Below are 17,653 nucleotides of genomic sequence, written 5' to 3'. Positions count from 1 at the left end.
TCAGCTCCTCCTCCAGGGCAGGAACGGCTTGCGGGGGCGCTTCTCCGGGTGGTCCGCCGGAGGTGGTCGGCTCCCGTCCGGTGCGGCGGCGCGGGGCGTCGTGGCCCGGGACGGCGCCGCGAGGGACCCTGCCCACTGCCGCCAGCGCTCGGGTACGGCGTCGTCGGCGGGGCGTTCCGGGTCGTCCAGCAGCCTGCGGTGCACCGCACGGAGCCCGACGTCGCCGAGGCCGCGGACCGGTCCCGCCAGGTCGGTCAGCAGCGCGTCCCCGTACTCCGACCGCCCGCGCCGGTCGAGGACGGCGAGCGTGAAGAGGACGGCGACCGCCCCGGGATCGCCGACCCGCGTGCCCTCGGCCCGCGCGCGTTGCAGGAGCAGCGGGACGACGGTCCGCTCGCGCACAACGTTCGGTCCGCAGGCCCGGAGCACCCGGCCGCCGAGGGCAGGGCTGCCCGCGACGAGGGCCTGCCACAGGCGGCGCTGGTCGGTGGCGGTCGGTCCGCGCCGCGCCCGCGCCAGGTGGTGACCGAGATCCTCGGCCCGGTCGAGCCGGGTCCCGGCCCGCAGGGCGTCGACGACCACGGCGATCTCGGGATCGTCGGGCGGATAGGCGTGCCCGAAGTGCTGCGGCGGCCAGCCCGCCGATTCGAGGAGGGCGAGCGCAGTCCGGGCGTCGTCGTCGAATCCGGGCGCGACGAGCAGCGAGGCGTAGGCGACCGTTGCCAGCGCCTCGGATCGGGCGTCGGGGGGGACGACCTGGAGGAACCGGCGGACCTCCCGGCTGCCGACCTGCCCGCGGCCGAGGACGAGATCCCAGGTCAGTGTCCACGGGTCGACGTCGGGGCGTGACGCCCCCGCCTCGCCGGCGATCCGGGCGAGGGCGGTCCCGCGCGCCTCGCCGCCGGCCCGGAACGCAGCGCGGGCGACCGCGAGATCGAGCCGACTCACGCCCGGGGGTTCCGACACGGCTCCGAGGACGGGGATCGACCGCCAGAGCTCCTCCGGCCGGGACCACCAGAACTCGGCGACGTCCGTGGCCGTCCGCGCGGCCCGGTCGTCGACCCGCAGCCGTCGGTCGAGTTCGCGGTAGAGGGCATCGAGGACCCGGGGCCGGCTGCGCCACTCCCGGGCGCGGGCGTCGTCCCGCGGGTGGTCGGCCCAGCCGACGACGAACCGCTCGACCGTCTCGTCCGACGGGTCGACGCCGTGCCGATCGGCCAGGGCGAGCGCCTCGGGGGCGGGGAGCCGCTCCAGGCGGGACCGTTCGGTCCCGTCGTGACCCGTCGGCAGCAGCGGCAGTCGCTCGGCGGGGACCCCGCGCCCGGCGGCGTCGACCTCGAGCAAGAACAGACGCCGACGGACGTCCGCGGCCACGTCGGCCCAGCCGAGCTCCTCCGCCTGGGACAGCCCGGCGCGGCGGGTGACCGCGGTGTCGAGGCAACGCAGCGCCTCGGCGTCGCCGGACCGCTGGGCGAGGGCGCCGAGCGCGGGGGCGCCGAGGAGGTCCAGCGCGCTGCCCCGTGCCAGTTCGAGCCGTTCCGCGACCGCCCGGAGCTCGGCCGGGGGGAGGTCGTCGTCGACGCCGACCGCGAGGCTCGCGAGCCCACGCTCCACCGCTCCCGGGAGGGAGCCCGCGGCATCGATCTCCCGCGCGAGCTGGCCTGCGAGCTCGACGGCGTCCACGACGTCCAGCGGGTCGCCCGCGAGAAAGCGCGGCACCCAGAAGCGGGCGTCGTCGCTCGTCTCGACGTCCGGCACCTCGGAGGAGCGGAGGTCGAGGACGAGATAGCCACCGTTGCGCTCGAAGGGTGCTGACCAGTCGGGATGAACGGCGAGGACGTCGTGCGGGCTGCGGTCCGGGTCGAGGACGAAGATCTTGAAGCCGACGGCGAGGGCGCGGCGCCGGTCGAGCAGCAGGGTCCCCGCCGCGATCCAGCAGGCGGCCTCGGAGGCGTCGTCGGTCACCAGCAGCACCCGACGTCGGGACGGTCCGCGGAGAGCGCCCAGCGCCGAGACCAGCGCGGTGAGCCGACCTGGGGACCGGCGGACGTGGTCGCGCACCGCCTCGGTGGTCCACGGCCCGGGGGTCGGGTTCGCGGGCACGGGCGGACACGTCGTGGTCGGAGCGGGGGTGTCGGACCACCAGGGTGCCGCCCAGAACTGTGCGGGCCGGACCAGGGCGTAGGACCTGACGTCCCGCGTGACGACCGCGTGGGTGAACTGGTTGCCGTCCCGGTGGCCGTTCGCCTCCTGCCCGAGGTAGCGCCCTGCCGCGGTCATCCAGCCGCCCCCGTCGTCCAGGGCGAGGTGGGCCAGGGATAGGGGGTAGGAATCGACCGGCCGCCGTTCCCGCATCCAGCGTGGCGGGACCTCGTACAGACCAGCGCGGGTCACCGCGCGCTCCACGTCGTCGTCCAGGTGCTCGGAGCGCGCCTGGAACTGGAACCCCGCGCCGCCACCGAGTCCCTGGCCGGGGAGGCAGTCCGTGTAGTAGAGCGCTCCGAAGGGCGACATCGTGTCCGTCATCGCAGGCGCTCGATCACGTTCTTGCGCCAGAGCAGCCAGAGCAGCGGGTCCTCCACCCGGAAGGGCCGGACACCGCCGGGGTCGACCTCCTTGCTCTTGTAGTCCGGTGGGCTGCCGAGCGCCGAGACCCCGAAGTAGCGGAAGTCGGCGTAGTTGGCCCGCAGCTGGCTGTCGATCTCGTCCGCCCCGAGTCGCCGGAGCAACGAGGCGATGGACTCGTGGACCGCCTGGCCGTCAGCGTCGTCGTACCCCCCCTCCTTCCGCGGACGGGCGAAGACCGCGTCGGAGGGCTCCAGCGTGTCGAAGAGCGCGTCGAGCTTGGCGAACACCACCGCCACCGGTCGCCGGATCCGCTTCGTCGGCCGGACCCCGTGGGCCGCGCGCAGAGCCTCGGTGAGCTGGGTGAGGACCGCGAGCGGGGCCTCCGCGCCGGCGACCGCGGCATCCGGGACGTCGAGCTGGTCGCGGGCGGCCGCGAGCTGCCACGGGTCGAGCAGGACGATCAGACCGTCGGCGGCCCCGAGGTAGCGCTGGGACTCCACCGACGCGCGGTCGGTCAGGTCCTCCCCGGCGGTGTCGTAGAACGACAGGAGGGTGGTGCGATGGCGCTCGCGGCCGATGGAGCGGTACGGCTGTCGCCACTGCAGGACGACGGGCTCCTTGCGGCCGTCGACGGCCTTGGCGGTCTGCTCGAGCAGCTCCCCGTCGTCGAACAGCGCCCGCTGGGCACTAGCGAGGAGACCCGCCGTGGTCGAGTCCCCGCCGTGCTCGTCCCCGACGGGGCGTACATCGGCGTCGAACGGCTTCCTCACATTGGCCCGCAGCTCGTGGTCCAGCACCGTGAGGTAGACCGTCTTGCCGGCGCCCTTGCCGCCCACGAGGCCGATCAGCGGGCTGCTGCTTCCCACGAAGGTCGTCGGTAGCGGCGTGTGGCACTCCGGACAGGCCCGGGCTCCCGTCCCGCCCCCGCAGCTCGAGCACTTCGCGCGCCTGGGGGACCGCAGCACGCCCGGTGCCCGGAACACGGGGTTCGACGGACCGGCATAGCCCGTGAGCTTCTGGCGCGTCGGGTCCAGCGCCGGCCGGCACGTGGTCGCGTCGCCGCCCGGGGCGCCGTGGCCGAGGCAGCGGAAGGCGAGCCGGTCGTCGTCGATCCGCTCGTAGCAGTAGGGACAGGCCACGCGGGGCATCAGGACACCTTCAGCTCAGACGGGTGCGGGTGGCGGAGCACGACGTCGTCGGTCGCGGAGAAGCAGCACAGCCAGTTCGGGCGTCGCAGCTTCGGGAGGCGCACCCGCAGCTCGCCCGAGGCCGGGCTCGAGAGGTCGAGGACCGCGCGGCCGAGTTCCCGGCCGTCGTCCACGGTCTCCGGCCTCGTCCGGGACACCGCGACGACGAGGACGATCTCGACCGAGCCCGGACCCTGACCGGACGGCACCGTCACCACGGCCTCCCGCGGCCCGCAGAGGAAGCCCCCGGTCCGGCGGACGTGGTAGGACACCGACGGGGCGCGGGCCTCGAGCGCCACGGAGACCGGCTCCGAGACGCTGTGCCCGGCGCCGGAGTCGACCAGGGTCCGCACCTCCACCACACCAGTGGCCGTCGGGGGCAGCAGGACACCCCGGTCCTTGTACTCCGAGTAGGTGAGCCGCCGGCGCCCGCCCGACCACCGCACCTCGGCGACCCGGACGTCGTCCGGCCAGATCCACGACAGCAGGACGTGGTCGCCCCGGCGTTGCGCGCGTAGTCGCCGCGGCGGCGCCACGAACTCGAACGTCGACGCAGCGCCGACCACCCGCCCGACCGGCCGACGGGTGAAGGCCGCAATGTGCACGAGACCGCTCGGCACCGGCAACCGCAGCACCGCCCGGTCGCCCTCGGTCTGTGGAGACCCGTCCACGGCCCGGCCCCAGCCGTCCACCTCCGCGTCGTCGAGCAACGCGCCGGGCGTCCCCGGCGGCACCGTCCGTCCGGTCCGGAGCTCGACCTCGGCGCCCGGCGGATTCCGCCACCGGACGACCAGCCCGGGGTCGACGGCGTCGTGGTCGGTCGCCACCTCGAGCTCCGTGACGGGGGCGGCCTCGGCGAGCGCCCCGCCGCGCACGACGACGGGCTCGGAGCGGAGCTCCGCGTGCTCGTCCGGGCCGAGGTAGACGGCGACGATCTCGTACCGGTAGTCCGCACCCACCACCACATCGGTGTCGCGGAAGGACCGCCGCCCGCTCGCGACGTCTCCGGCCACCGCGCCGGGAACGGCCCGGGACCGCCGGACGAGCACCTTCACCACGTCCCCGTGCGTGGCCCACCGGGCGGTCACGGCGTCCTGCTCACCGCGGACCACCACATCGCCCACCGGCGGGACCACACGAATGCTCCCCACCGTGGGGGTCGACCACGGACCGGCGGCGGTGCGGGCCGCGAACACCGCGTACCGGACGGGGCGCCCGACCGGCGGCTCCTGGTCCCGGACGGTGCACGAGCCGACCACCGTGGCCACCACCAGCCCGTCCCGATGGTCCACCGGGGACCGGTCCTCCCGGCGCACCACGCAGTAGGCGGTGTCGTCGCGGTGCCCCGGAGCGGCGGTCCACGACACGCGGACCGCGACGCCGTCCCCGGCCACGTCGAGGTCCGGCACCGGGGCGACGGGCAGCCGGGCGAGTTCCTCGGTCAGGTCGTCGCGGTCACCGGCGAGGTCGACCGCGGCGCGCAGCTTCTCCTCGGCGAGGTCCGGCCGCCCGTCCGCCACGGCCTCGCGGGCGGCGTCGTGCAGGGTCTCTACCTGGGCGGCGTGCCGCTCCAGCAGGACCCGCCCAGCATTGGCGTCGGCCGGACCGAGCCCCGCGAGCAGCCGGCCCGCGGCGACCGGGCGTCCCTCGGCCAGGAGGTCGCGTAGCTCGTCGAGCGGGTCCGCGGCCGCGGTGTCCTCGGCCAGCAGGTGGACCACGACACGACGGGCCTCGGCCTCCACGAGGCCCCGCTGCGTGAGGACCCGGACCAGCCCGGTCGGTGGCACCCCGCTCCGTCGGGCCCGCCGGGCCTCCTCGAGCAGGTGGACCAGGGCGACGACCTCCAGGTCGACCCCCGATCGCGCCGCGCTCCGCAGCCGGCCGAGCACGTGCCTGGCCTTGCCGCTCGCGGCGCCGTCCCGGCCGCGGTGCAGGGCGTCCAGCCGGGTCGTGACCGCCGCCTCGTCGAGTCGGCCCGGGGCGAAGCCGTCGAGCAGCCGGAACTCACCGCCGCCGGGGTGCACCACCTCGGGGACGGACCGCGCCCCGGCGGCCGCGGTCTCCGCGCCGATGGCTCGGAGGACGTCACGGGCGATCCCGGCGTCGCCCGGCCCGGGGAGGTCCCGGTTCTCGACGACCTCCAGTCCGGCCTGCGGCGCCGCCCGTTCGGTTTCCTTCGGTGTCAGGTCGGGGTGCGCCCTGGCGGCGCCCGCGAGCTGGTCGACGGTGAGGGCGCCGAGGGGCCCGTAGTAGGACGCGAGTTCCCGCGACAGCGTCGCGATCGCCGCCGGTCGGGCGCGCGCCCGCTCGCTCTGCTGCCTCCGCCACCAGCCCGGGTCGAGCATCGCCGTCTCGCCGTGCGTGGCCCGGAGGTTCTCATCGGCGCGCAGGAAGGCGGCGCACACCTGACCGACGGTGCTCGCGCTCCGGGCCTTGTTGTTCCAGTAGGCCCGCACCTCGCGGAGTCGCCGTTCGAGCTCGTCCCGGGAGGAGGCTGGATCGACCGCGTAGCGGGCGAGCAGGTCGTCCGGCAGATCCCCGACCTGGTTGCGGAGCGGCCGGACGACCTCGTTCTCGTAAGCCCGCTGGTCGAACGCGGTCATCCGCTGACCGCGATCGCGTCGACGACGCGTGTCGCCTCGTCGACCTCCTCCGGCGTGAGCGCCCCGATGGTCACGGCGATCTCCAGGCGCTTGCCGGACTCCCGGTGCGTCGCGCGGACCGAGAGCAGCCCCTCGTCGTCGATGCGCAGGAGGATGTCGATCGGCGCGCCGGCCGGCCTGGCCGGGATGCCGTCGATGGAGCCCGCGCCGCCACTGATCGGGATGTTGTCGGCGAGGTCCGCGCTCGGGACCGTGCCGGCCTGCTCGTAGAGCTCGATCTGGACCCCGGTCTGGCCGTCGTCGATGGTCTGGGCCTCCAACGGCCGGTCGCCCGTGGGCAGGACGTCGTTGGCGAACGCGAGGTGCTCGACGTAGGGGCGTCGTGCCCCGGAGGACTCGTCGATCAACCGCACGCCGAACGCCTTCGAGAGCACGTTGCGGGTGCGCTTGCGCGCCAGCCTCGCGAGGGTCGCCTCAGGGAGGCCGGTACGGGCGGCGATCCTGGCCCGGGCGGCGTCCGCGTCCGACTCGGCCTCCGAGGTCGACGCGGCGCCGGACCGGGCCTTCTCCTCCTCCCGCACGACGAGCTGGGAGAGCGCCCAGATGGCCGCGCCCTTGGCGACTGCGAGGTCGGGCTCGAAGAGCTTGGGCGTCCAGCCGAACTCCTCGGCCAGCCGGGCTGCGACCGCGGGCATCTTGGTCGATCCACCGACGAGCAGGACCTCGTCGATCGTCGCGCCCGGACGCTTGGTGCCCAGGGTCCCGAGGGTTCGGCGCACGATGGTGACGGTCGTCTCGAGAAGATCCTCGGTCATGGCCTCGAACTCGGCCCGGGTGACCTCGAACCGGGCCGCGACACCCGCGAGCTTCAGGCTCACCGCTCGGGACTCGTACTTCGACAGCGCCTTCTTGACCTCCTCGGCGCGCAGCGCCACCTCTTGCACGGCCTCGTCGCTGGCGTGCACGTCCTCGTCCGGGCCTGCCTGCTCCACGAAGCGGTTCAGCAGGTGCTCGGCGAGGCGCGCATCCCAGTCCGCGCCGCCGAGGTACTTGTCGCCGTCGGTGCAGATGACCTCGATCTCGTTGTCCCCCACACTGATGACGGTGGTGTCGAAGGTCCCGCCCCCGAGGTCGTAGACGAGGATCGTCCGCCCGTTCGCGTCCTGGCTCATCTCGTAGTGGACGGCCGCGGCGACGGGCTCGGGCACGATCCCGAGTACCGTCAGGCCGGCGATCTCGCCCGCCTTCCGGGTCGCGTCCCGCTCACGCATCCCGAAGTAGGCCGGCACGGAGATCACCACGTCGGTGACCGGGTCGTCGCTCTCCGCGCCGCCCGCGAGCTGCTTGAGGATCAGCGCCGAGAGCGACTCCGGCGAGTGCTCGGTGCCGTGGAACGCGTAGACGGTGTCCGTCCCCATCTGTCGTTTGACGAGCGAGACGACCTGGTCGGGCTCGATCTTCGCCAGTTGCTTGGCCTGGTTTCCGACGACCACGTTGGTGGCGGACTCCAGGTGCACCACCGACGGCGTGATCTCCTCGCCCTCGCCGTTGCGCACGATGGCCGGTCTCCCGGTCTCGTCGACCCGCGCCACGACCGAGTAGGTGGTCCCGAGGTCGATCCCGAAGACCGTTCTCACCGCGTCAGACATCCGTGTGCTCCTGGGTCGTGGTCTCGTCGTCGGTCCGGTTCTCCGCGGTCCCGCGTCGTCCCACGACGACCTTGGCCGGAGCGAGGACGCGACCCGCCTCCCGCTCGGTCCAGCCCTCCGCCAGTACCTCGAGCACGGTGCGGTGTTCGTGCTCCGTGCAGGCGCGGGTGCGCACGAGCACATGGCGGGCGGGGTCGAACTCGTCGCCGGGCGACACTGGGAGGGCAGCGACCCCGCACCTCTCGAGGATCGCCTCGACCGAGTCGGCGTAGTACTCGAAGAGCCCGCGCAGCTGGGCCCCGGGCGCCGGGTCCCGGGCGGACGCGAGCAGTTCGGCCCGCAGCTTCTGCAGTCCGACGACGAGCGGGCGGAGGTGGCTTCCACGACGCTCCGCCCGCAGCGCGTCCAGCTCGTCGCCCTGGCGGACGATCACCTGCTCGCGCGCCCGGGCGTGGTCCGCAGATCGCTTTGTCTCCGCCACCAACGTGGCCAAGTGCGCCCGGATGCCCTCGAGCTCGCCGAGGAGGAGGTCGTCGGGGGAAGCGCGCTGCTCTCGGGACCCGGAAGACGACGGGGCCGCGGCGTCGTCGCCCTTGGCGTCGACCGGCGCGGCAGTGTCACTGAACGTCATCAGTGCCGTTCCCCCATGTCGTGCACTTCGACGGTTCCGTACTGGCCGGGAACCGTGCGCCCCGGGATGAGTTCTACTCGAAGTGACCACGGGGATCCAGGTCACGCGATCGTGACGCCATGATGTTGCGCCGTTCGAGTCACGCGTGTGGCGGCGCCCGTGGAAACTGATGGTCATGGTCGCGCTGAACGTCGTCGAGTCGGGTCGGGGGGACGCGCCGACGCTGCTGTTCCTGCACGGCGTCGGGAACAGTCTCCGGACCTTCGGGTTCGCCGCGGAGGCCCTCGGGGACCGGGCGCGCGTGCTGCGCGCGGACCTCCGGGGTCACGGCGACTCGCCCCGGGTCGCCGACGGCTACGACCTGGCGGGCTACGTCTCCGACGTCGAGGCGCTCCTCGACGAGGTCGGGCCCGCGCTCGTGGTCGGGAACTCGCTGGGCGGGGCCGTCGCGTGGACCCTCGCCCAGCGCCGCCCCGACCTGATTCGGGCCGCGCTGCTCGAGGACCCGCCGCTGCGGACCGCCGACGTGGCCACGCTGGCGCCGATCTTCCGGGCGCTGCGCCACCAGGTGACGCGCTGGCAGACCCGGGGTGCCGACCCCGCCGCGGTGGCCACCGCGCTGGGGGCGATGCCGGTCCTCGGGGGGCGCCCCGCGGCCGAGGTGCAGGGCCCGGACGTGCTCGACGCCCGGGCGCGCGGACTGCTCGACGTCGACCCGGAGGCGCTCGGTGCCGTCGCGGAGGGGACCGCGCTCGCCGCGCTCGACCTCACCACGCCGGTCACGGTCCCGGTCCGGGTGCTGGCCGCCGGCGAGGACAGCGGGTCGGTCCTCCCCGCGAGCGCCGCGGCCGCGCTGGTGGGCACGCACCCCGACGTCACGCTGCGCCGCTTCCCCCGCGCCGGGCACGTCATCCACGACGAGACCGCCCATCGGGAGGAGTGGTTGACCGAGGTCGGGGCGCTGTTGCAGCGTGGAGCCCGCGCCACGACCGGGTGAGGAGTCGCGTGGGACGGCGAGTCGAGGTTTAGGGCATTCGGTTGACGGCCGTGTGACCTACAGCACCAGCGGCTTGACGGCCGATTGATCCCGTCCGGGCGCCCGACGACGATGATCGTCATGAACCCCAGCCCGACGGAGGGCTCGCCATGACCACCGTCATCATCGTCATCGTGGTGGTGGTCGTCCTGGCCGCTCTGGCCGGCGCCGCCGTCGCCATCTCCCGCAAACGACGGTCCGACCAGCTGCGGCAGGAGTTCGGCCCCGAGTACGACCGGGCCGTCGAGAGCACCGGCAGCAAGGCCGAGGCGGAGAAGGAGCTGGCAGGGCGCCGCAAGCGCCACGACCAGCTCGACCTCCGGCCGCTCGACCCGCAGACCCGCGACCGCTTCCAGGGCGACTGGAAGATGATCCAGGCGGAGTTCGTCGACGACCCCGGCGGCGCGGTCGACAAGGCCGACTCGCTCGTCACGACGATCATGCGCGAGCGCGGCTACCCGGTCGACGACTTCGACCAGCGGGCGGCCGACGTGTCGGTCGAGCACCCGCAGGTGGTCGAGAACTACCGCGAGGCCCGCCGCATCCGCGACGCCCACCGCAACGGCAGTGCCGGCACCGAGGACCTGCGCGGTGCGGTGACCTCCTACCGCAGCCTCGTCGACGCCCTGCTCGACGAGCGCGGCGACGGCCGCGGGGGACACGACGACCGCGGGGGCCGCGGCCGGGACGACCGCGGCGACGGGCTCCGCGACGACCGGACCGGCCAGGGCCCCGACGGGCCGGGCCGACACCGCGGGAACGGGCGGGACGACCGCGGCGACGCGGGCGGCCACCCGGATGACCAGACACGCGACCACGACGGGAGCCGACGATGAGCACGGGTTCGGGCGACACCAGGGCCGACGGCCGCTACTCGGACGATCGCCAGGGGGACGAGCGCGGTCCGCAGGGCCACCCCGACGGCAGCCACGCCGCCGACGGCCGCGGCGGGGACGGCCGCTCGGTCGACCCGCGCACCGGGCAGGGACCTGACGGCGGAGGCTTCGGGCAGGGCCAGCCCCCGCAGGGGCAGCCGATGCAGGGCGGCCAGCCGGGCCAGGGTCAGCCGATGCCGGGCCAGCCCGGCCAGGGCCAGCCGGGTCAGGGCCAGCCCATGCAGGGGCAGCCGCCCCAGGGGCAGCCAATGCCGGGCCAGCCGGGTCAGGGGCAGCCGGGCCAGCCGATGCAGGGGCACCCGGGCCAGGGCCAGCCGATGCAGGGCGGCCAGCCGGGTCAGCCCGGTGGCGGGCAACCCGGCGGCGGCCAGGAGGCCGGCCGCTACACCCGGCAGCACGGTGACCAGCCCGGGCAGCACGACCACGACGGCCGCGAGGACTCGGTCAGCGTCCTCGACCCCACCGCCTCGGACCGCCTCCGCGGACGCTGGACCGAGGTGCAGGCGAGCTTCGTCGACGAGCCGCGCCGCGCGGTGACCGAGGCCGACCAGCTCGTCGGCGAGGTGCTCGACGAGGTCAGCCGGGTGTTCCGCGACCAGCGCTCCGAGCTCGAGGCCGAGTGGAGCGGCAACAACGAGCCGGGGACCGAGGAGCTGCGCCAGGCGCTGCGCCGCTATCGCGAGTTCTTCGACCGCCTGCTCTCGCTGTAGGGGACCTGCACTCCCGACCGCCCGGGACGTCCGTCGCGACGTCCCGGGCGGTCGTCGTCTCTGGGTGTGTGTGCGTTTCCGTGCCTGAGCACGGGAACGCACGCACGGGACCGCAGGTCGAACGGGCAGGCTGACGACCATGACCGGACTCGACGCCGTGCTCCCGGCCCTGCTCGCCTCCCTGGGCCACCCCCTCGACCCGGCGTCCGGGGACCTCGCTCTCCCGCCGGCGCGGCACGCGGTACTCCTGCTCGTCGACGGGCTCGGCCGGGAGCTGCTCGACGCGCACGCCGCCGATGCCCCGTTCCTGAGCGCCCTGGCCGACGCGGGCCCGCTCACCGTCGGGTTCCCGACGAGCACCCCGATCAGCGTGACGAGCCTCGGCGTCGGTCTGCCGCCGGGCGCCCACGGGACCCTCGGCGTCCGCTTCCGGGTCGAGGACACCCTGCTCGACGCCCTCACCTGGACCGAGGGCACGACCGACCTCCGCGAACGCCTCGCCCCCGAGCGCGTCCAGCCGCGCCCCACCGTCTTCGAGCGCACCGACGTCGCGTGCACGGTCGTCTCCGACCGCGCCTACCGGGAGTCGGGGCTCACCCGGTCCGCCCTGCGCGGGGCGACCTACCGGGGCGTGGGGTCCTTCGGCGACCTGGCCGCCCAGATCCTGGAGTCCCCGCCCGGCCTCGTCTACGGCTACCACGCCGACCTCGACCAGCTCGGCCACCTGCACGGCCCCGGCTCGCTCGCGTGGCGCGCCCAGCTGCGGATGGTCGACCACTTCGTCGCGATGCTCGCCGAGGACCTCCCGGCCGGGACGCTCCTCGCGGTCACGGGCGACCACGGGATGGTCGCCGTCGACCGCCGGTACGACGCCGACACCGACCCGGCGCTGCGCGAGGGCGACCCGCTCGTCGGCGGCGACCCCCGCGCCCGGCTCCTCTACACCCGGCCCGGCACCACCGCCGACGTCCGGGCGGCCTGGACCGCGACGCTGGGTCCCGACGCGGTCGTCGTCGGGAAGGAGCAGGCCCTCGACGAGAGCTGGTTCGGCCCCGTCGAGGAGGCCGTCCTCGCCCGCGTGCCCGACCTCGTCGTCGCAACCACCGGGACGGCCGCCGTGGTGCGCACGGAGTCCGAACCGGTCCTCGCGCGGCTGCCCGGCCAGCACGGGTCGACGACGAGCGCCGAGCGCCTCGTCCCGCTGCTCCTGCACCCCGTGGATGCGGGTTCGACGTCGGTGTCGACCCGCAGCTGAGGGCACCTTTTCTCTTGTGCGCGCCCTCACACGGTTCGGGTTATGGTCGCTCGCGAGAGCGCGAACACACGAGCGCGAAGGAGCACGCGTGACCGTCACGACCCATACCGGCGGCTCGATCCTGGGCCATGCGGTGAAGCGCACCGAGGACGCCGAACTCATCACGGGCGCCGGTGCCTACACGGGCGACCTGCCGATCGAGGGCTCGCTGCACGCAGTGTTCGTCCGGTCGCCCATGGCGCACGGCACGCTGGGCAGCATCGAGGTCGACGAGGCCAAGGCCATGCCGGGCGTCGTCGCGGTGTGGACCGCCGCCGACCTCGACGTCGCCGACCGTCCCGGCCTTCCCGGCGTCGTCCCCGACGCCATGTCCCGCCCGCACCTCGCCAAGGGCAAGGTCCGCTTCGTCGGCGACATCGTCGCCGTCGTCATCGGCGAGACCGCTGGCGAGGCGCTCGACGCCGCCGAGACCGTCTTCCCCGACATCGAGCCGCTGCCGTCGGTCACCGACATCGAGGCGGCCTACGCCTCGGACGCGCCGGTGCTCTTCGAGGGCACCGAGTCGAACCTCGTCGCGGGCGCCGGCACCGGTGAGGTCGAGGGCATCTTCGACGAGGCCGACGTGGTGGTCGAGGGCAAGTTCCTCAACCAGCGCCTGGCCGGCGTCCCGATGGAGCCGAACGCCTGCGTCGTGCAGCCGGGCGAGCCCAACGGCGGCATCACCCTCTACCTGTCGACCCAGACCCCGCACGGCGCCCGCGACGCGATCGCCGGCGACCTCGGGCTCGAGGCCGACCAGGTGCGGGTCATCGCGCCGCGCGTCGGCGGCGGCTTCGGCCCCAAGGCGACCGCCTACCCCGAGTACACGATCGCCGCGAAGGCCGCGATGGTGCTCGGCCGGCCGGTCCGCTGGAACGAGACCCGCTCCGAGAACATGCTCTCGATGGTCCACGGGCGCGCCCAGGTCCAGTGGGTCGAGCTGGGCGTGAAGCGCGACGGCAAGATCGTCGGGCTGCGCGCGTCGGTGATCGGCGACGGCGGCGCCTACCCGGCCGTCGGCACGATCCTGCCGAGCCTCACCCAGCTGCTCGCGCAGGGCGTCTACGACATCCCCGCGATCGAGTTCTCCTGGAAGACGGTGGTCACCAACACCACCACGGTCGGCGCCTACCGCGGCGCCGGACGCCCGGAGGCCACCCAGCTGCTCGAGCGCATCATCGACATGGCCGCGGACGAGATCGGGGTCGACCCGCTCGAGATGCGCCGCATGAACTACCTGCAGCCCGAGCAGTTCCCGATGACCTCGCTGACCGGCGCGCAGTACGACAACGCCGACCACGAGAAGTCCCTCGACGCGGTCATCGCCGCCTCCGGGTACGACCAGCTGCTGGCCGAGCAGAAGCGCCGCCGCGACGCGGGCGACCGCGTCGCCATGGGCATCGGCGTCGGCTCCTACGTCGAGGTCACCGCGCCGCTCGGGCTCGACGGCGAGTACGGCATGGCGCAGGCGCACCCCGACGGCACCTTCACGGTGATGGCCGGGACGTCCGCCCACGGGCAGGGCCACGAGACCGCGTTCGCGCAGCTCGCGTCGTCCGTGCTCGGCGTGCCGATGGAGAAGATCAAGGTCGTCCACTCCGACACCGCGGTCGTGCGCTCCGGCGCCGGCACGCTGGGGTCCCGGTCGCTGCAGACCGGCGGCTCGGCGATCCACAACGCGTCGGTGGAGCTCGTCGCCCGCGCCCGCGAGATCGCGGCGCACCTGCTCGAGGCCTCGGTCGAGGACATCGACCACTCCGACGACGGCTTCGGTGTCCGCGGCGTCGGCGGCTCCGCGGTGACCTGGCAGCAGATCGCCCAGGCCTCCGAGGACGGCACCGGCCTCGAGGGCGGCAAGGGCGAGCCGCTGCGCGAGGACCTGGACTTCAAGCAGGGCCAGTCCAGCTTCCCGTTCGGCTCGCACATCTCGGTCGTCGACGTCGACCTTGACACCGGCATGGTCACCCCGCGCCGCCACGTCGCGGTCGACGACTGCGGGCGCATCCTCAACCCGATGCTCGTCGCGGGCCAGCAGCACGGCGGCATCGCGCAGGGCATCTCGCAGGCGCTCTACGAGCGGGTCACCTTCGACGAGGACGGCAACCCGACCTCGGGCAACCTCGCCTCGTACACGATCCCGACGGCGGCCGACCTCTGCTCCTACGAGGTCTCCAACACCGAGACGCCGACCCACCTCAACCCCATCGGGGCCAAGGGCATCGGCGAGTCGGGCACCATCGGGTCCACCCCGGCGGTGCACAACGCGGTGATCGACGCGCTGTCCCACCTCGGGGTCCGGCACATCGACATGCCGCTGACCCCGGAGGCCGTGTGGCGCGCGATCCACGGTGCCTCGGCCTCCGACCCGGCCACCCGGCACCAGGCCGGCCCGGAGTACGCGGGCAAGGCGGAGACCGAGCACGTCCCCGACGGGGGACGTCCGGCCTGACGCCAGGCTGAGGACGACGTGAGGGGGCGGGGCCACTGGCTCCGCCCCCTTCTCGTCGTCCGGGGTCACCAGCTGGGCAGCGACCCCGGGTAGAGCACCTTGACGATCTCGCCCCACAGGGCCTGGGACGGCACCGCGGCCCCGTCGGCGGCGTTCACCATCACGACGACGGTGGCCCGCTGGGCGGGCAGGTAGAAGACCATGTCGCTGTAGCCGACGATCGAGCCGTCGTGGCCCACCCAGTCGCCGAGCTGGGTGATGCCGAGCCCGTACTGCAGCCGCGGCCCCGACGTCGTCAGCGGGCCCCAGGTCTGCCGCTGGGCCGCGACCGCCGGGGCGAGTCCCGCGCCGGTGGCGAGCAGCGGCGCGTAGCGCGTCATGTCGGCGACGGTGGAGACCAGCGCCCCCGCGGTGTCGGGCACGAGCGGGTTCGAGAGCGTGCCGTCGCGGTAGGGCGGCGGGGTCTGGCCGTCGCCGGTGGAGATGTAGCCCCGCGAGAAGGGGGCCGGGAGCTCGTTGCCGGCGGGCCAGGTGGTCGACGTGAGGCCCAGGCCCGCGGCCGTCTCGTCCAGCACGGCGGCGGCCGGTCGCCCGGTGACCTTCTCGATGACCTGGCCGAGCAGGACGTACTCGGAGTTCGAGTAGACGGTCGCGGTGTTCGGCGGCTTGGCCTTGTCGGGGTTCGCGCGGATGATCGCGAGGACGTCGGCGACCGACCAGCCCGGCAGCGTCGGGTCGGCGGCGTAGCGGGCGTCGAAGCCCGGGTCGTCGGTGAAGTCGTAGACGCCGCCCCGCATGGCGAGCAGGTCGCGGACCGTGATGGCCGGGGCGTTCGGCACGTCGGGCACGAACTGCGCCAGCGGCGCGTCGAGCGACAGCCGACCCTCGCCGACGAGCTCCAGCACCGCCTGCGCGGTGAAGGTCTTGGTCACGCTCGCGATGCGGTAGTGCATGTCGGCCGTCATCGGGGTGCCGGCGGTGTCGGCCGTCCCGTAGGCCTTGAGCAGCGTGCCGCGGGCGGGGTCGGACACGCTGACGACGGCCCCGGTGATGCCGCCGGTCAGGGCGCTCCCGGCCAGCTGGTCGATCCGGGCGACGACGTCGGGCGGCAGCGCCGCAGTGGCCGGAGGAGTGGCAGGGGGAGCGGCCGGAGGAGCGGCGGGGCTCGGGGAGCAGGAGGCGAGGCCGGCCGCCAGCGCGGTGGCGCAGGCGATCACGGCCAGGGCGGTCGTCAGGGACCGGGGCACGGGTCGTCCTTCCCGCCGGGCCGTGGCCCGGCCGGACACGGGGCGCCCGGGGGCCGGCGCGACCACCGCGCCGGACGGGGCGACCGGGGGGTCACCAGGCTCCGCGATCAACGCCTCCCCGGACGAGGGACCTGGGTCCCGTCCGGCGGACACGACCGGGTGAACCGCCCGGGCCGTGACGGTGGCGGGGGAGCGACACCCGGAGCGACGTAAGGTGCCGCGGGTGGCCGGTATCCGCGCGCTGGAGCGCTCTGATCTCCCCCAGGTGAGCACGCTGTTCGCGCAGGTCATGGGCGGCGCCCCCGCCGAGCGCGTGGCTCCCTACCTCCAGCGGATCCTCTTCGACGACCCCTGGGCCGACCCCGAGATCCCCTCGCTGGTGCACTCCTCGCCCGAGGGCGGCATCGTCGGGTTCATCGCGGCGAGCACCCGGCGGATGGTCGTGGACGGGCGGAAGGTCCGCATGGCCGTGAGCAGCAACCTCGTCGCGCACCCCGACGCCCGCGCGTCCGGGGTCGGCGCGCTGCTCAACCGCAAGCTCCTCGCCGGTCCGCAGGAGTTCACGCTGGCCGACCGGGCCAACGACGACTCCCGCGACCTCTGGCTGCGCCTCGGCGGCCAGGAGCTCACCGGCGGCTCCGTCGCCTGGTTCCGCGTGCTGCGCCCCGGCGCCACCGCGACGAGCCTCGTCGGGCGCCGGCGACCGGGCCTGGCGCGCAGCGCGGGCTTCCTGACGAGGCCCGTGGACGCGGTGAGCGCGCGGTTCACGCCCGCCGTGGCCCGGACCGCCGGGACCACGGAGGAGCTCACGCCCGAGGTGCTCGCGGAGCAGGTGGCCGCGGCCGGCCGTCGCCTGCGCCTGCGGCCCGACTACGACCCGGCCTGGCTGACGTGGGCGTTCGACGAGATCCGCGGGCTCGGCCGTGGCGACCTGACCGCGCGCCTGGTGCGCAACACGAACGGCCGGGTGCTCGGCTGGTTCCTCTACCTGCTCCAGCCCGGCGGGGTGGCCGAGGTGCTGCAGGTGGGCATCGCGGGCACCGACGCCGACCCGGTGCTCGACCACCTGATCGCCAGCGCGGACGCCGCGGGCGCCGGGGCCGTGCAGGGGCGCCTGGAGCCCTGCACCGCCGGGCTCATCGGGCGCCCGGGCGTCGTGGTGCGCAAGAACGCGCGGTCGCTGGTGCACGCCGAGGCGGCCGTGCTCGGGCTGCTCGGCTCCACCACGTCGCTGTGCAGCCACCTCGACGGCGAGTGGCTCGTCTCCCACGCGGCGCGCCAGTAGGTGCGCGTAGCGCTCGTGAGCAGAAAGAGGGCCCATAGCCCCCTGTCTGTGCTCAGGACATCGAAGACAGTTGATGTCTCAGCACATCGCGGACACTG

General features: G+C 74.5%; 12 protein-coding genes. 6 read left to right on the top strand and 6 right to left on the bottom strand.

Going from position 1 to position 17,653, the window contains the following annotated elements:
* From ACFPBZ_RS17975 to ACFPBZ_RS17955, 5 genes are read right to left on the bottom strand one after another with little or no spacing between them, the layout of a single operon-like run.
* Positions 1-2,526 carry a GTPase-associated protein 1-related protein gene (locus ACFPBZ_RS17975; protein ID WP_378037465.1) on the bottom strand — a complete coding sequence of 842 codons (2,526 nt, stop codon included), beginning with the start codon at positions 2,524-2,526 and terminating at the stop codon, positions 1-3.
* The gene (locus ACFPBZ_RS17970; protein ID WP_378037464.1) at positions 2,523-3,716 is read right to left on the bottom strand and encodes a TRAFAC clade GTPase domain-containing protein; all 1,194 of its coding nucleotides are present in this window, start codon (positions 3,714-3,716) and stop codon (positions 2,523-2,525) included. Before ACFPBZ_RS17970 ends, ACFPBZ_RS17975 begins: the two co-directional genes overlap by 4 nt.
* On the bottom strand, positions 3,716-6,358 hold the full coding sequence (locus tag ACFPBZ_RS17965) for a fibronectin type III domain-containing protein (protein WP_378037463.1): 2,643 nt from the start codon (positions 6,356-6,358) through the stop codon (positions 3,716-3,718). Before ACFPBZ_RS17965 ends, ACFPBZ_RS17970 begins: the two co-directional genes overlap by 1 nt.
* Positions 6,355-8,007: an Hsp70 family protein gene (locus ACFPBZ_RS17960; protein WP_378037462.1), complete on the bottom strand. Its 1,653-nt coding sequence runs from the start codon at positions 8,005-8,007 to the stop codon at positions 6,355-6,357. Before ACFPBZ_RS17960 ends, ACFPBZ_RS17965 begins: the two co-directional genes overlap by 4 nt.
* On the bottom strand, positions 8,000-8,638 hold the full coding sequence (locus tag ACFPBZ_RS17955) for a nucleotide exchange factor GrpE (protein ID WP_378037461.1): 639 nt from the start codon (positions 8,636-8,638) through the stop codon (positions 8,000-8,002). Before ACFPBZ_RS17955 ends, ACFPBZ_RS17960 begins: the two co-directional genes overlap by 8 nt.
* Positions 8,639-8,813: 175 nt before the next feature.
* Between ACFPBZ_RS17955 and ACFPBZ_RS17950 the strand changes: the two genes are divergently transcribed.
* The 5 genes from ACFPBZ_RS17950 (at position 8,814) to ACFPBZ_RS17930 (ending at position 15,023) form a co-directional block, all read left to right on the top strand.
* Positions 8,814-9,635 carry an alpha/beta fold hydrolase gene (locus ACFPBZ_RS17950; RefSeq protein WP_378037460.1) on the top strand — a complete coding sequence of 274 codons (822 nt, stop codon included), beginning with the start codon at positions 8,814-8,816 and terminating at the stop codon, positions 9,633-9,635.
* 149 nt (positions 9,636-9,784) lie between these two features.
* Positions 9,785-10,510, top strand: coding sequence for a hypothetical protein (locus ACFPBZ_RS17945; RefSeq protein WP_378037459.1), 726 nt, complete (start codon positions 9,785-9,787; stop codon positions 10,508-10,510).
* Positions 10,507-11,280: a hypothetical protein gene (locus tag ACFPBZ_RS17940; RefSeq protein WP_378037458.1), complete on the top strand. Its 774-nt coding sequence runs from the start codon at positions 10,507-10,509 to the stop codon at positions 11,278-11,280. Before ACFPBZ_RS17945 ends, ACFPBZ_RS17940 begins: the two co-directional genes overlap by 4 nt.
* A 139-nt stretch (positions 11,281-11,419) precedes the next feature.
* Positions 11,420-12,535, top strand: coding sequence for an alkaline phosphatase family protein (locus tag ACFPBZ_RS17935; protein WP_378037457.1), 1,116 nt, complete (start codon positions 11,420-11,422; stop codon positions 12,533-12,535).
* A gap of 88 nt (positions 12,536-12,623) precedes the next feature.
* Entirely contained in the window at positions 12,624-15,023 is a 2,400-nt protein-coding gene (locus ACFPBZ_RS17930; protein WP_378037456.1) for a xanthine dehydrogenase family protein molybdopterin-binding subunit, read from the top strand.
* 65 nt (positions 15,024-15,088) lie between these two features.
* Here the strand turns inward: ACFPBZ_RS17930 and ACFPBZ_RS17925 are convergent, their stop codons facing one another.
* Positions 15,089-16,270, bottom strand: coding sequence for a serine hydrolase domain-containing protein (locus ACFPBZ_RS17925; protein WP_378037455.1), 1,182 nt, complete (start codon positions 16,268-16,270; stop codon positions 15,089-15,091).
* A 223-nt stretch (positions 16,271-16,493) separates the two neighbouring features.
* Between ACFPBZ_RS17925 and ACFPBZ_RS17920 the strand changes: the two genes are divergently transcribed.
* Entirely contained in the window at positions 16,494-17,555 is a 1,062-nt protein-coding gene (locus ACFPBZ_RS17920; protein ID WP_378037454.1) for a GNAT family N-acetyltransferase, read from the top strand.
* Positions 17,556-17,653: the final 98 nt, after the last annotated feature.

Origin of the sequence: Actinomycetospora atypica (genome assembly GCF_042653685.1) — a bacterium.
Classification (GTDB): domain Bacteria; phylum Actinomycetota; class Actinomycetes; order Mycobacteriales; family Pseudonocardiaceae; genus Actinomycetospora; species Actinomycetospora atypica.
Note: the sequence above shows the minus strand (reverse complement) of the source record. Positions and strands in the feature narration are given on the sequence as shown.

Coding starts and splice junctions, on each gene's coding strand:
- ACFPBZ_RS17975 (WP_378037465.1), bottom strand. CDS start 2,526: ATGACGGACACGATGTCGCCCTTCGGAGCGCTCTACTACACGGACTGC.
- ACFPBZ_RS17970 (WP_378037464.1), bottom strand. CDS start 3,716: ATGCCCCGCGTGGCCTGTCCCTACTGCTACGAGCGGATCGACGACGAC.
- ACFPBZ_RS17965 (WP_378037463.1), bottom strand. CDS start 6,358: ATGACCGCGTTCGACCAGCGGGCTTACGAGAACGAGGTCGTCCGGCCG.
- ACFPBZ_RS17960 (WP_378037462.1), bottom strand. CDS start 8,007: ATGTCTGACGCGGTGAGAACGGTCTTCGGGATCGACCTCGGGACCACC.
- ACFPBZ_RS17955 (WP_378037461.1), bottom strand. CDS start 8,638: ATGACGTTCAGTGACACTGCCGCGCCGGTCGACGCCAAGGGCGACGAC.
- ACFPBZ_RS17950 (WP_378037460.1), top strand. CDS start 8,814: ATGGTCGCGCTGAACGTCGTCGAGTCGGGTCGGGGGGACGCGCCGACG.
- ACFPBZ_RS17945 (WP_378037459.1), top strand. CDS start 9,785: ATGACCACCGTCATCATCGTCATCGTGGTGGTGGTCGTCCTGGCCGCT.
- ACFPBZ_RS17940 (WP_378037458.1), top strand. CDS start 10,507: ATGAGCACGGGTTCGGGCGACACCAGGGCCGACGGCCGCTACTCGGAC.
- ACFPBZ_RS17935 (WP_378037457.1), top strand. CDS start 11,420: ATGACCGGACTCGACGCCGTGCTCCCGGCCCTGCTCGCCTCCCTGGGC.